At 68.2% G+C, this 13,343-nt stretch carries 11 protein-coding genes and 1 tRNA gene; 5 read left to right on the top strand and 7 right to left on the bottom strand.

The window, feature by feature from the left end:
• Positions 1-12 precede the first annotated feature (12 nt).
• Together ACWC21_RS04150 and ACWC21_RS04145 are read left to right on the top strand one after the other, a co-directional pair.
• Entirely contained in the window at positions 13-1,371 is a 1,359-nt protein-coding gene (locus ACWC21_RS04150; protein WP_450877914.1) for a pyridoxal phosphate-dependent decarboxylase family protein, read from the top strand.
• Positions 1,368-2,789: a lysine N(6)-hydroxylase/L-ornithine N(5)-oxygenase family protein gene (locus ACWC21_RS04145; protein ID WP_450877912.1), complete on the top strand. Its 1,422-nt coding sequence runs from the start codon at positions 1,368-1,370 to the stop codon at positions 2,787-2,789. The genes ACWC21_RS04150 and ACWC21_RS04145 overlap by 4 nt, the downstream gene beginning before the upstream one ends.
• Positions 2,790-2,931: 142 nt before the next feature.
• Here the strand turns inward: ACWC21_RS04145 and ACWC21_RS04140 are convergent, their stop codons facing one another.
• Positions 2,932-4,746, bottom strand: coding sequence for a bifunctional metallophosphatase/5'-nucleotidase (locus tag ACWC21_RS04140; RefSeq protein WP_450877910.1), 1,815 nt, complete (start codon positions 4,744-4,746; stop codon positions 2,932-2,934).
• A 150-nt stretch (positions 4,747-4,896) separates the two neighbouring features.
• Here ACWC21_RS04140 and ACWC21_RS04135 point away from each other — a divergent pair, with 150 nt between their 5' ends.
• Together ACWC21_RS04135 and pyk are read left to right on the top strand one after the other, a co-directional pair.
• Positions 4,897-5,586: an SIMPL domain-containing protein gene (locus ACWC21_RS04135; RefSeq protein ID WP_450877908.1), complete on the top strand. Its 690-nt coding sequence runs from the start codon at positions 4,897-4,899 to the stop codon at positions 5,584-5,586.
• Between the two features lie 136 nt (positions 5,587-5,722).
• A complete protein-coding gene (gene pyk / locus ACWC21_RS04130; RefSeq protein WP_450877906.1) occupies positions 5,723-7,159 on the top strand; it encodes a pyruvate kinase in 1,437 nt (478 codons plus the stop codon).
• Positions 7,160-7,167: 8 nt separating this feature from the next.
• Here the strand turns inward: pyk and ACWC21_RS04125 are convergent, their stop codons facing one another.
• Positions 7,168-7,956, bottom strand: a complete 789-nt coding sequence (locus tag ACWC21_RS04125) for a helix-turn-helix domain-containing protein (RefSeq protein WP_450877905.1) — start codon at positions 7,954-7,956, stop codon at positions 7,168-7,170.
• A gap of 81 nt (positions 7,957-8,037) precedes the next feature.
• A tRNA-Leu gene (locus ACWC21_RS04120) sits at positions 8,038-8,121 on the bottom strand.
• Positions 8,122-8,221: 100 nt separating this feature from the next.
• Here ACWC21_RS04120 and ACWC21_RS04115 point away from each other — a divergent pair.
• On the top strand, positions 8,222-8,878 hold the full coding sequence (locus ACWC21_RS04115; RefSeq protein WP_450877903.1) for an ANTAR domain-containing response regulator: 657 nt from the start codon (positions 8,222-8,224) through the stop codon (positions 8,876-8,878).
• A gap of 98 nt (positions 8,879-8,976) precedes the next feature.
• Here ACWC21_RS04115 and ACWC21_RS04110 read toward each other — a convergent pair whose 3' ends face one another.
• From ACWC21_RS04110 to ACWC21_RS04095, 4 genes are read right to left on the bottom strand one after another with little or no spacing between them, the layout of a single operon-like run.
• On the bottom strand, positions 8,977-9,693 hold the full coding sequence (locus ACWC21_RS04110; RefSeq protein WP_450877901.1) for an ABC transporter ATP-binding protein: 717 nt from the start codon (positions 9,691-9,693) through the stop codon (positions 8,977-8,979).
• Positions 9,690-10,595: an ABC transporter ATP-binding protein gene (locus tag ACWC21_RS04105; protein WP_450877899.1), complete on the bottom strand. Its 906-nt coding sequence runs from the start codon at positions 10,593-10,595 to the stop codon at positions 9,690-9,692. Before ACWC21_RS04105 ends, ACWC21_RS04110 begins: the two co-directional genes overlap by 4 nt.
• Positions 10,596-10,600: 5 nt before the next feature.
• On the bottom strand, positions 10,601-12,379 hold the full coding sequence (locus ACWC21_RS04100; RefSeq protein WP_450878280.1) for a branched-chain amino acid ABC transporter permease: 1,779 nt from the start codon (positions 12,377-12,379) through the stop codon (positions 10,601-10,603).
• A 5-nt stretch (positions 12,380-12,384) separates the two neighbouring features.
• Positions 12,385-13,323, bottom strand: a complete 939-nt coding sequence (locus ACWC21_RS04095; RefSeq protein ID WP_450877898.1) for a branched-chain amino acid ABC transporter permease — start codon at positions 13,321-13,323, stop codon at positions 12,385-12,387.
• Positions 13,324-13,343 lie beyond the last annotated feature (20 nt).

Raw genomic sequence — 13,343 nt, 5'->3', positions numbered from 1 at the left:
GGAGGAGAGCCCATGAGCATGCCGCCCCTCGCCTCAGGACCCGACGGCCCCGCAGCCCTGCGACCGCTGCTCGACACCGTCCTCGACGCCCTGCGTGAAGGCAACCGGTCACGCGGCGGCCCCCTGCCCGAAGGCGGCCCGGAAGCCGTCGCCGCCCGCATCGCCGACACCGTGGGCGACGTCCTGCCCCACAACGGCGACCCCGACGCCCTGCGCACCCTCGTCCACGCCCTCGCCGAAGGCTCCGCCGACCCCGCCGACCCCCTGTGCACCGCCCACCTGCACTGCCCGCCCCTCGCCGTCGCCAGCGCCGCCGACCTCGCCGCGAGCACCCTCAACCCCTCCCTCGACTCCTGGGACCAGGCCCCCGCCGCCTCCGCCCTCGAAGCCCTCGTCACCCGCGCCCTCGCCCACGAGATCGGCCTCGCCGACGCCCTCGTCACCACCGGCGGCACCGAAGCCAACCAACTCGCCCTGCTCCTGGCCCGCGAAGCACACGGCGGCAGCGTCCAACTCGTCTGCGCGGACAACGCCCACCACTCACTGCCCCGCGCCGCCTGGCTGCTCGGCCTCCCGGACCCGGTCATCGTCCCCGCCCCGGCCGGCACCCTCGACCCCGCCGCCCTCGACGAAGCCCTCACCCGCCTGCCCCGCCCCCTGCTCGTCGCCGCCACCGCGGGCACCACCGACGCCGGCCTCATCGACCCGCTCCCCGAGATCGCCGGCCTGTGCGCCGCCCACGGCGCCCGCCTCCACATCGACGCCGCCTACGGCGGCAGCCTCATCTTCAGCGAACGCCACCGGGAAAAACTCGCCGGACTCGAAGCCGCCCACACCGTCGCCCTCGACCTGCACAAACTCGGCTGGCAACCCATCGCCGCCGGACTCCTCGCCGTCGCCCGCCCCCGCGACCTCACCGCCCTCCACCAGCACACCGACTACCTCAACGCCGACGACGACACCGAAGCCGGACACCCCGACCTGCTCGGCCGCTCCCTGCGCACCACCCGCCGCCCCGACATCCTGAAAATCGCGGTTACCCTCAAAACCCTCGGCCGGACCGGCCTGGGCACCCTCGTCGACCAGGTGTGCGCCACCGCCCGGCAGTTCGCCGCACTCGTCCAGGACCACCCCGGCTTCGAACTCTACGACCGGCCGGCCATCAGCACCGTCCTGTTCCGCCCCGCCGACGCCACCGACGACACCGTCGCCGACGTACGCCGCACCCTGCTCCACGACGGCCGGGCCGTCCTCGGCCGGGCCCGCATGGACGGCCGCCTCTGGCTCAAGGCCACCCTCCTCAACCCCCACACCGGACCCGACGACCTGGCCCGCCTCCTGAAACTCGTGGAAGGAACCACCCCCCGATGAGCCCGACGCCCAACCCCCCACGCGACGAGCCCGAACCACCACGCGACCTCGTCGGCATCGGCATCGGACCGTTCAACCTCTCCCTCGCCGCCCTCGCCCACCCACTCGCCGAACTCGACACCGTCTTCTACGAACAACGCCCCGGCTTCGACTGGCACCCCGGCCTGCTCATCGACAGCGCCCGCATCCAGGTCCCCTTCCTCGCCGACCTCGTCACCCTCGCCGACCCCACCAGCCCCTGGACCTTCCTCAACTACCTCCGGGCCCGCGACCGGCTCTTCCCCTTCTACTTCGCCGAGCGCTTCCACATCCAGCGCACCGAATACGACGCCTACTGCCGCTGGGCGTCCCAGAACATCCCCGGACTGCGCTTCTCCCACCAGGTCGACGCCGTCCGCTGGAACCCCGAACGCGACGCCTTCGAAGTCGACTTCACCCAACTCGACCCCGACGGGCAGACCCACACCCTCGGCCGCACCTACACCAGGAACGTCGCCCTCGGCCTCGGCACCGAACCCCACGTCCCCCAACCACTCGCACCCCTCGTCGAAGCCCCCGGCGTCCCCGTCATCCACGCAGCCGACTACCTCGAGCACCGCGACACCGTCCTCGCCGCAGGCCACGTCACCGTCGTCGGCTCCGGACAGTCCGGCGCCGAAGTCTTCCTCGACCTGCTCCGCCACCGCCCGCACGGCCGCGAACAACTCCACTGGCTCGGCCGCACCGAAGCCTTCGCACCCATGGAGTACTCCAAGCTCGGCCTGGAACACTTCACCCCCGACTACACCCGCTACTTCCAAGCCCTCGACGAAACCGTCCGGGACCAACTCGTCGCCTCCCAGTGGCAACTCCACAAAGGCATCGACGCCGACACCACCGCCGCCATCCACGACGAGCTCTACCGACGCAGCCTCCACGGCGGCTGGCCCGACGCGGTCCTCACCCCCGGCGTCCACGTCCGCACCGCCGGACGCGTCGCCACCACCAAGATCGAACTCCACCTCGAACACACCCGGCAAGGCACCCGCTCCCGCCTCACCACCAACGCCGTCGTCCTCGCCACCGGCTACCGCGAACGCCCCCTCGACCGCCTCCTCGCCGGCCTCGACCCCTACCTGCGCCGCGACAACAACGAACGCCCCCGCGTCGACGAACACTTCCGCATGGTCCTCGACCCCTGCGTCACCGGCACCGTCTACCTGCAGAGCGCCGGACTCCACACCCACGGCGTCGGCGCACCCGACCTCGGCCTCGCCGCCTGGCGCAGCGCCACCATCCTCAACACACTCACCGGCAAGGACCCCTACCCGCTCCCCACCCGCACCGCCTTCACCACCTTCGGCCTCGACCGGCAACACCACCTGCCCGACACCCGCCGGCCCGTCCGGACCCTCATCCCCCTCGTCGACAGCCGGTGAACCCTTCGACGGCCGGTGAACCCCTCGACGGCCGGTACCCCCTCGGCGGCCGACGGACCACCCCACACCGACGGCGCCGACGCGAAAACCGCCGCCGACGCCGCCGACACGACACCCCACCCGTCAGAACACGGGCGTGCCGTCAGAACACGGGCGTGCCGTTCCGCGTGAGCCTCCAGTCCACCGACGCGAAGTCCTTCGGGTCCAGCACACCCTTCGCGGTCACCCACTCCGCGATCCGGGTCCGGATCTCCGTCGACTCCGACCACAACTCCTTCGCCGACGCCACGTACGGGAACGCCCCACCACCGTTGGCCCGGTAGTTGTTCACCGCCAGCACGAACTGCCGCGCGTCATCCAGCGCGGCACCGTCGTAGGTGAGGTTCCTGACCCGCGAACCCGCCGGCTGGGCGATGTCGATCTCGTACCGCAGCCCCGACACATAGTCGTAGTTGTAGTCCGGGCGGCCGTTCGCATTGGTCAGCTTCTCCACGTCCACCACCGCGTCCGCGGCCGTCTGGACGAAGTACTCCGCCGAGTACTCCAGATACGCCCGGATCTGCGCCCCCGTCATCAGTTTCGCGACCAGCGTGTTGTCGTACACGTACAGACTCGACAGATCCCGGATCGTCACATCGCCCGCCGGGATCTCCGAAGTGCGGGAGAACGGCGAGGCCTGCGCGATCACCGGCAGCGAGGCGTACTCGGTGCCCGCCAGCGCCGCCTTCACCACGTCCTCCTGCACCTTCGTGATCAGGTCGATGATCGCGGCGTCCTTGTACCGGGCCTCGACCGTCGTCAGGGTCTCGGTCGCGGTGCCGACGACCTGGTTGACGTACTTCACGACCTTCGCGTGCTCGTCGGTCAGCAGCTTGGTGATCCTCGGGTCGTCGGCGACCGAGTTCGCGTTCAGCAGCGAGGCCGCGACCGACTCCACCTCCCACCGACCCCTGTCGAACGCCAGCTCGATGTCGAACAGCGTCAGACGCTCGGCGAAGCACAACGGCTCCGACAGCACGACCGTCCGGCCCGTCACCTCGTTGGTGACCTTCAGCTCCGGAATCTCCACATGCGCGTGCCCCACCAGGATCGCGTCGATCCCCGGCACCTGACGGGCGACGTTCGCGGCCGCGTTCTCCACATACGGCACCTGATCACCGTACGAGGAGGTGCCCGAGGTACCACTGTGCGCCGACACCACCACCACGTCCGCACCCATCGACCGCAACTTGGGCACCCACTTCGCGGCCTGCTCCTCCAGCCCCGGGAAGGTCAGCTTCCCCTGCACATACGCCTTGTCCCAGATCGCGATACCCGGGTTGGTGAGACCCAGGACCGCCACCTTCACCGGCGGGGCACCCGGCACATGGAACTTCTTGATGAAGTACGGCGGGAACGCCGGCTTCAGCGTCCTCGCGTCCAGCGCGTTCGCACCGAGCAGCGGGAAGTGCAGCTGCTGCTCGAACTTCCGCAGCGTCTCGATGCCGTAGTTGAACTCGTGGTTGCCCAGCGCCGCGGCGTCGTACCCCATCGCGTTCATCGCCTGCGCCATCGGATGCACCGGACCGCCCTTGGCGGTGATCGGATCCACCTTCGCGTAGTAGTACGTCAGCGGGGTGCCCTGGATCGTGTCGCCCGCGTCCAGCAACAAAGTGTTGCAGCGGCCCTTCTCCGCACGCACCTGGTTCACCAGGGTCGAGACCCGCGCCAGCCCCACCGCGTTGCCCGCCTTGTCGGAGTACTCCGCGTCCTTGAAGTAGTCCCAGTTGAAGACGTGCCCGTGCAGGTCGGTCGTGCCCATCACGGTCAGCGAATACCGCCTGGGCCGCCCCACGGGCTTCCTCGCCTCGGCCGCCTCGGCCGCCTCGGCCGACGGAGCCGCCGCCGCGCCGGCGACCGCCACTCCCGCCCCGGTGGCGGCGGTCTTCTTCAGGAACTTCCGGCGGTTCAACGGCATGTCTCGTTCTCCTCGGGAAATGGTCAACGACGCGCGTAGATTCTGACGGGTGCATGGCGTACCGCAACAGGTCCGACAGGTTGCGATCTGATGACCTGACCGGGTCAACTCCCAGCCCCCAGAAGGGAAACGCGTGACAGAGTAGGACGTATGACCACCCCCCACGGCACCCCGGACGCCCCCCTCCTCACCGTCCGCGGCGAAGCCGAACTGGAAGTCGAACCCGAGATCGCCCGCATCGGCGTCACCCTCAGCGCCCGCGGCCGCGACCGCCGCACCACCCTCGCCGACCTCACCCGCCGCAACACCACCACCCTCGACCTGATCAAGTCCTACGGAGAAGCCGTCGAACACCTCTCCACCGGCACCTTCTCCCTCACCCCCGAACTCACCGAACACGGCCGAGGCGAACGCGTCCACGCCTACCACGGCCGCGTCCACCTCACCGCCGAACTCACCGACTTCACCCTCCTCGCAGAACTCACCACCCGCCTGGCCGACGTGGAACTCACCCACGTCCACGGACCCTGGTGGCTGCTCCGCCCCGACTCACCCGTACACCGCGAAGCCCGCCGAAAAGCCGTACAAGAAGCCGTCCAACGAGCCCACGAATACGCACAAGCCCTCGGCACCACCGTCGCCGCCCTCATCGAACTCGCCGACACCGGCACCGAACACCCCAGACCCACCCGCATGCCCTTCGAACGCGGGGCCCGCCGAGCCTCCCCGGCCGGCAACGACCAAGCCCCCGAACCCCTCGATCTCGAACCCGAACGACTCCGCGTCAGCGCCCAGGTCAGCGCCCAATTCACGATGGCACCACCCACACTCCGCAACTGACCGAACGCAATAGGAAATGCTCATCAGAGCGCCCGCACGCACAAATCAACACTTGTCAACGAACCTTCATCCAGAGGTTGTTGAGAAGTCACGGCCCACGAATTCTCTACCGGCGGGTAAGGCCTAGGCTCGAACCATGCGCCGAGCAAAAATCGTCTGCACCCTGGGACCCGCCACCGACTCGTACGACCAGATCAAGGCACTGGTCGAAGCCGGAATGGACGTCGCCCGATTCAACCTCAGCCACGGCGACCACGCCGACCACGAGGAGCGCTACCAGCACGTCCGAAAGGCCTCCGACGAGACCGGCCGCAGCGTCGGAATCCTCGCCGACCTTCAAGGCCCGAAGATCCGACTCGGCCGCTTCACCGAAGGCCCCGTACTCCTTGAACGCGGCGACACCTTCACCATCACCGTCGAACCCGACGCCCACGGCGACCGCCACCAGTGCGGAACCACCTACTCCGGCCTCGCCACCGACGTCACCCCCGGCGAACGCATCCTCGTCGACGACGGCAAAGTCTGCCTCGAGGTCACAGCCGTCGACGGCCCCCGCATCCACACCACCGTCGCCGAAGGCGGCATCATCTCCGACCACAAAGGCCTCAACCTCCCCGGCGTCGCCGTCTCCGTCCCCGCCCTCTCCGAAAAAGACGAAGCCGACCTGCGCTGGGCGCTGCGCACCGGTTTCGACCTCATCGCCCTCTCCTTCGTCCGCAGCGGCAAGGACGTCGCCGACGTCCACCGCATCATGGACGAGGAGGACCGCCACCTCCCGGTGATCGCCAAAGTGGAGAAACCGCAGGCCGTCGACGCCATCGAGGACATCGTCGCCGCCTTCGACGGCATCATGGTCGCCCGCGGCGACCTCGGCGTCGAGATGCCCCTCGAACAGGTCCCCATCGTCCAGAAGCGCGCGATCAAACTGGCCAAACGCAACGCCAAGCCGGTCATCGTCGCCACCCAGATGCTGGACTCCATGATCGACAACTCCCGCCCCACCCGCGCCGAGGCCTCCGATGTCGCCAACGCGATCATCGACGGCACCGACGCGGTCATGCTCTCCGGCGAGACCAGCGTCGGAAACTACCCCGTCGAGACCGTCCGGACCATGGCCAGGATCGTCGAAGCGGCCGAGGAGGACATGCTCGCCAAGGGCCTCCCCCCGCTGACCGAGAACAACAAGCCCCGCACCCACGGCGGCGCCGTCGCCCGCGCGGCAGCCGAGATCGGCGACTTCCTCGGCGCCAAGTACCTGGTCGCCTTCACCCAGTCCGGCGACACCGCCCGCCGCCTCTCCCGCTACCGCTCACCCATCCCCCTCCTCGCCCTCACCCCCGAACCGGCCACCAGCTCCCAGCTCAGCGTCACCTGGGGCGCCGAGACCTTCCTCGTCCCGGACGTCGGCTCCACCGACGCGATGGTCGACCAGGTGGACGAGCTGCTGCTCCGCTACGGCCGCTGCCGAAAGGGCGACCTCGTGGTCATCACGGCCGGCTCCCCGCCCGGCGTCTCCGGCTCCACGAACATGGTCCGCGTGCACCACGTCGGCGAGGACGACAGCCCGAGGTAGTCCGCCGGTCAGTGCTTGGGGCCTACGTGGGCGTCCATGAGGGCTACGGAGGCTTTTCGGGCGACGGAGATGTTGAAAGGATCGCTGCCGCGAGCGAGGGTGGTCCATTCGACGCGGACCCTGTCGAGAGTGTCCGTGAAGAGCTTCCGGATGTCGTCCGACTTGTTGGAGAAGAAGTACCGGGGATATTCGTAACGCTTGCGCTCACCGGCAACGACCTTCTCGGTCCAGTTGGTGATGCGGCAACCGTCGGAGTGGATGAGACCGCGGATGAACTGCCACGGGTGGGCGTCGACGATCCGCTGCTGCCAGGGGTCGAGGGCGATACAGCGTTCGTGTTTCTTGCCCGGGCCGTGTTGCGGGAACAGGCAGTGCAGGTGCTTGGAGTAGACCTTCACATTGCGGCAGCCGGTTCTGCGGACACGGCACACAGAGTTTGCCGGAAACACGGTGCGCATGGCTGCCTCGCAGTCGTCCATGAGTCCAGGCCACGACTCCGTGCAGGTGATCATGAGGTTGGGCACGCGATGCTGTGAGTAGTGGCTGATGTGGCCATCGCCGAGATAAAGGCCCAGTAGGTAGCTATAGGCAGGCTCATCGAGCTCCCGCCCGTCACACCGGGGGCACTCGGGGTCGTGCCGACCGGGATACTCGCCGCCCTTCGCGCGGTCCAGGTGCTTCCAGTAGCCGATCGTTCCCAGCGGGACCCCGAGCCTACGAGCCACGTCCGCGTTCTTCGTGCCGTCGCGAAGGAGGGACAGGGCGCGCGTTCGTACTTCTGTGCCGTGAAAGTTCATGCGGCCACTCTGTGGCACTGATCGTGACGCGGTGCACGAAAAGGCGGAGGACCACGCGAACGTGATCCTCCGCTTCCGGAGTGCCGGGTATGGGATTCGAACCCACACGTCCTTGCGGACAGAGGTGTTTGAGACCTCCGCGTCAACCAGTTGCGCCAACCCGGCTGGACAACCCGACAGGAGTGTACCGGGTCACCGGATGGAGACGCAGCTAGGTAGGCTCTTGGGAGCAGTACTTGCCTGCCCCGGAACAAGGAGCGCCCCCGTGACCGCCCCCGAGTCGCCCCAGCCCGTAGACGTGCCCGATGACGACAAGTCGCACGTGCCTCCGCTGACGACCCGTGTCGTCATCGCCGAGGACGAGGCCCTGATCCGGCTCGATCTGAAAGAGATGCTGGAGGAGGAGGGCTACTCCGTCGTAGGTGAGGCCGGTGACGGTGAGCAGGCCGTGGAGCTGGCCCGTGAGCACAGGCCGGACCTGGTCATCCTGGACGTGAAGATGCCGAAGCTGGACGGCATCTCGGCGGCGGAGAAGATCGCCGAGGAGTCCATCGCGCCGGTGCTGATGCTCACCGCCTTCTCCCAGCGGGATCTGGTGGAGCGGGCCCGGGACGCCGGTGCGATGGCGTATCTGGTGAAGCCGTTCAGCAAGAGCGATGTCGTGCCGGCGATCGAGATGGCCGTTTCGCGGTTCAACGAGCTCAAGCAGCTGGAGCAGGAGGTCGCCGACCTCACGCAGCGTCTGGAGACCCGCAAGCTGGTCGACCGGGCGAAGTCGATCCTCCAGACGGAGTACGGGCTGACGGAGCCGGCGGCGTTCCGTTGGATCCAGAAGACGTCGATGGATCGCCGGATGTCGATGCAGCAGGTCGCGGAGGCGGTCATCGCGGACAGTGACGAGAAGAAGGCGTCCAAGGGCTGACCGGTCGCCGTAGGAGATGCGGCGAGGCCCGCGCCCCGGAGAATCGGGCGCGGGCCTCGTCGTATATACGGGCGTGCGGGCTGGGTGCCTCGGTCGGGTCAGTCCTCGCCGAGGTAGGCCTTGCGGACGGATTCGTCGTGCAGGAGGTCCTGCCCGTTGCCCGAGAGGACGATGCTGCCGACTTCCATGACGTGGCCCTGGTCGGCGAGCGACAGTGCGGCCTGGGCGTTCTGTTCGACGAGCAGGATGGTCGTGCCCTGGGATTTCAGCTCGGCGATGGTGGCCATGATCTTCTGCATCATGATGGGGGAGAGGCCCATCGAGGGTTCGTCCAGCATCAGCAGTTTCGGCTGGGACATCAGGGCGCGGCCCATGGCGAGCATCTGCTGTTCGCCGCCCGAGAGGGTGCCTGCTGCCTGCTTGCGTCGTTCGCCCAGGATGGGGAAGAGGTCGTAGGCGCGCTGGATGTCCTTCTCGATGCCGTCCTTGTCCTTGCGGAGGAAGGCGCCGAGCTGGAGGTTCTCGGCGATGGTCAGCCGCGGGAAGATGTGGCGGCCTTCGGGGGAGTGGGCGAGTCCGAGTGCGACGATCTTGTGTGCGGGGACGCCGGTGAGTGGTTTGCCCTCGAAGACGATCTTGCCGGAGGTGGGCTTGAGCAGGCCTGACAGTGTGCGCAGGGTCGTGGTCTTGCCGGCGCCGTTGGTGCCGATGAGGGTGACGACCTGGCCGGCTTCGACGCTGAACGAGATGCCCTTGACGGCTTCGATCTTGCCGTAGGAGACCCTGAGGTCCTCGACCTCGAGCAGTGCGGTCACTGGGTTTCTCCCTTGGTGGTGCTGGTGGTGCTCTCCGCGTCGGCGTCGGTCTGGGTGTCGGCCGGTGTTGTTCCGGCGGCGGCTTCGGCGGCCTCGACCTCGGCTGCCTCGGCTTCGCCGGGGTCGCCTTCGAAGGGTTCGCCGAGGTAGGCGGCGACGACGCGTTCGTCGGCCTGGACGACGTCGGAGGTGCCTTCGACGAGTTTCTCGCCCTGGACGAGGACGGCGACGCGGTCGCAGAGGTTGAAGATGAAGCGCATGTCGTGCTCGATGACGAGGACGGCGATGCCCTTGTCCCGGATGGCGAAGACGAGGTCTTCGGTGGCCCGGGTCTCCTGCGGGTTCATGCCGGCCGTCGGCTCGTCGAGCAGGAGCAGGCCGGGCTCGGAGGCGAGTGCGCGGGCGATCTCCAGCTTGCGCTGTTCGCCGTAGGGGAGGTTGCGTGCGAGGTGGTCGCGCTTGTGGGCGAGGCCGATGAACTCGAGGAGTTCCATGGCCCGTGCTTCGGACTCCTTCTCGGCCTTCTTGAACCCGGGGCCGCGCAGCAGTGCCGACCAGAGGCCTTCCTTGGTCCGCGTGTGACGTCCTACGAGGACGTTCTCGAGGACGGTCATGTTGGCGAAGAGCCGGATGTTCTGGAAGGTGCGGGCCATGCCCGCCTTTGTCACGAGGTGGGGCTTGGGGGGCAGCACGGTGCCCTTGTAGGAGACCGTTCCCTCGGTGGGGACGTAGAGGCCGGTGAGGCAGTTGAAGAAGGTGGTCTTGCCGGCGCCGTTGGGCCCGATGAGGCCGACGATCTCGCCGCTGTTGACCGTGAAGTCGACGGAGCGGACGGCGGTGAGGCCGCCGAAGCGCATGGTGACGTCACGGGCTTCGAGTACAGGTGTGGACGTGGTGGTCATCGTTCTTACGCCCCTGCCTTGGTGGCGGCCGGTTCGTCGGTCAGTGTTTTCTGTTCGGGTACGTCGAGCTGGCCGGTCTCGTGGAATTCGAGTTGGCGGCGGCGGTTGGCGATGATGCCTTCCGGGCGGAAGCGCATGAGCAGGATGAGTGCGAGGCCGAAGGCGAAGAGTTCGTAGTTCTGGAGGAACTGGAGCTTTTCGGGGACCAGGTAGAGGACGCTGGCGCCGAGCAGGGGGCCGCTGACGGTGCCCATGCCGCCGAGGACGACGGCGGCGAGGAGGAAGGCGGAGTTGGGCGGGGCGGCGCCGGCGAACTGGTAGGGCTGGGGGTTGACGCTGTAGTTGACGTGCGCCATGACGGTGCCGGCGAGGCCGGCGAGGGAGGCGCCGAGGGCGAAGGCGACGAGTTTGACCCGGAAGCCGTTGATGCCCATGGCGGTGGCGGCGGTCTCGTCTTCGCGGATGGCGATCCAGGAGCGGCCGATGCGGGAGTCGGCGGCGCGGGTGAAGACGAGGACGACGATGGCGGTGACGATGAGCATCAGGAACAGGTAGTTGGCGAACCGGCCGAGGGTGAAGCCGGCGATGTCGTGTGGTTCGCCGAGTTTGAACCCGAAGATGGTGAGGTCGGGGATCTGGGTGATGCCGTTGGGGCCTCGGGTGATGTTGGGTCCGGAGTCGCCGTCGAGGTTGTTGACGGTGATGCGGAAGATTTCACCGAAGCCGAGTGTCACGATGGCCAGGTAGTCGCCGCGCAGTCGCAGAGTCGGGGCGCCGATGAGGACGCCGAAGACCAGGGAGGCGGCCATGCCGGTGAGGGCGGCGGCCCAGAAGGGGAAGTGCACGCCGGAGAACCGGGAGTACTCGGAGCCGGAGACCAGGGCGGCGGCGTAGGCGCCCACGCCGAGGAAGGCGACGTAACCGAGGTCGAGCAGGCCGGTGAGGCCGACGACGATGTTCAGGCCGAGGGCGACGGTGGCGAAGATGAGGATGTTGACGCCGACGTTGGCGTTGTGGTCGTCGCTCTGGGTGAAGGGGAAGATCACGGCGGCGACGAACGCGAGGGCGGCGGCGAAGGACTTGTGCTTGGCCGCGAGTGTGGAGAAGCGGTCCAGGAGCCCGGAGTGCATGAGGCCCCAGGCGGCGAAGACGAAGAGGAGGAGGTAGCCGATGAAGGTTTCGCTGGCGTCGTTGTCGATGCCGATGCCGTAGGTGAAGGCGATCAGTGCGAGGGCGATGCCGGCGGTGATGAAACCGCGTTCGGCGAGTGGGCTGAGGGGTGCGGGGCGCGGCTGGTCGGGCTTGGTGAGGTAGCCGCGGAAGCCGGTGCCGGGGGCGGGGTGGGGGAGTGCGAGTGCGCCGATCACCGGGAGTGCGGAGGCGGCCATGGCGACGTAGGCGCCGGGGTCGAGGTTGACGAGGCCGCCGAGGTCGACGGCGATGGCGATGCCGGTGAACCAGCAGACGGCGAATGCCGCCAGGGTCGTCAGCAGGACGGGGCTGGTGGTGTTCCCGGGGTTGAGCCAGCGCAGTCCGCGGATGTTCCACAGTGTCAGCCCGTAGAGCAGGGTGAGGGCGCCGCCGACGAGGGCGAGGATCTGGAGTCCCGCGGGGTAGCCGTAGACGGTGAGGTCGCCGGGGAAGTCGGGGGTCCAGGTCCAGCTCATGAAGGTGCTGGCGATGGTGCCGATGGCGCCGATGGCGATGAGCAGGCGGGCGGCGGACGCGGGGAGCGGGATGGGGCCCTGTTCGGTTGCCGCGGGGGACGTGGTGGTGTCGGTCATGCTGCTCACGCCCTGTCCGCGACGCGTTCGCCGAGCAGGCCTTGTGGCCTGAAGAGGAGTACGAGGATGAGGAGGACGAAGGCCCATACGGCCGCCCAGCCCTGTCCGCCGAGCTGCTGCATGCCGGGGATGTCGGAGATGTAGGCGGTGGCCAAGGCCTCGGCGAGGCCGAGGACGATGCCGCCGAGCATCGCGCCGTAGATGTTGCCGATGCCGCCGAGGACGGCTGCGGTGAAGGCCTTGAGGCCGGCGATGAAGCCCATGTCGTAGGCGACGGAGCCGTATTTGAGGCCGTAGGAGACGCCGGCGACGGCGGCGAAGAAGCCGCCGATGGCGAAGGCGATGACGATGATGCGGTTGGTGTCGATGCCCATCAGCTGTGCGGTGTCCGGGTCCTGCGCGGTGGCCTGCATGGCGCGGCCCGTGCGGGAGAGGCGGACGAAGAAGGCGAGGACGGCCATGCAGATGGGGGCGGCGACGATCAGGAAGATGTCACCGCTCTGGATGGTGATGGAGCCCAGGTGGTAGGGCCCGAAGGGGAGCTGGGGGAAGACGCGGGCGGACTTGGCGTCGCCGTGGTAGTTGTACCAGTTGAAGACCGCCTGCTGGAGGGCGAGCGAGAGGCCGATGGCGGTGATGAGGGGCGCGAGGCGTGGTGCTCCGCGAAGTGGCCGGTAGGCGAAGCGTTCGGCGCCGACCGCGATGAGGACGGAGACCAGTGCTCCGCCGAGGAGCATCAGGGGCAGCGCTATCCACATGGATATGCCGTCCGGGAGGGCGAGGAAGACCGTGAGTGCGCCGAAGCCTCCGGTCATGAAGATCTCGCCGTGGGCGAAGTTGATGAGCTGGACGATGCCGTACACCATCGTGTAGCCGATGGCGATCAGACCGTACATCGAGCCGAGGAACAGCCCGTTGGCCAGCTGCTGCGGCAGGGTGTTCACCGCATGGCCTCCATGTGGTG

It is taken from the genome of Streptomyces sp. NPDC001348 (assembly GCF_053597535.1).
Note: the sequence above shows the minus strand (reverse complement) of the source record. Positions and strands in the feature narration are given on the sequence as shown.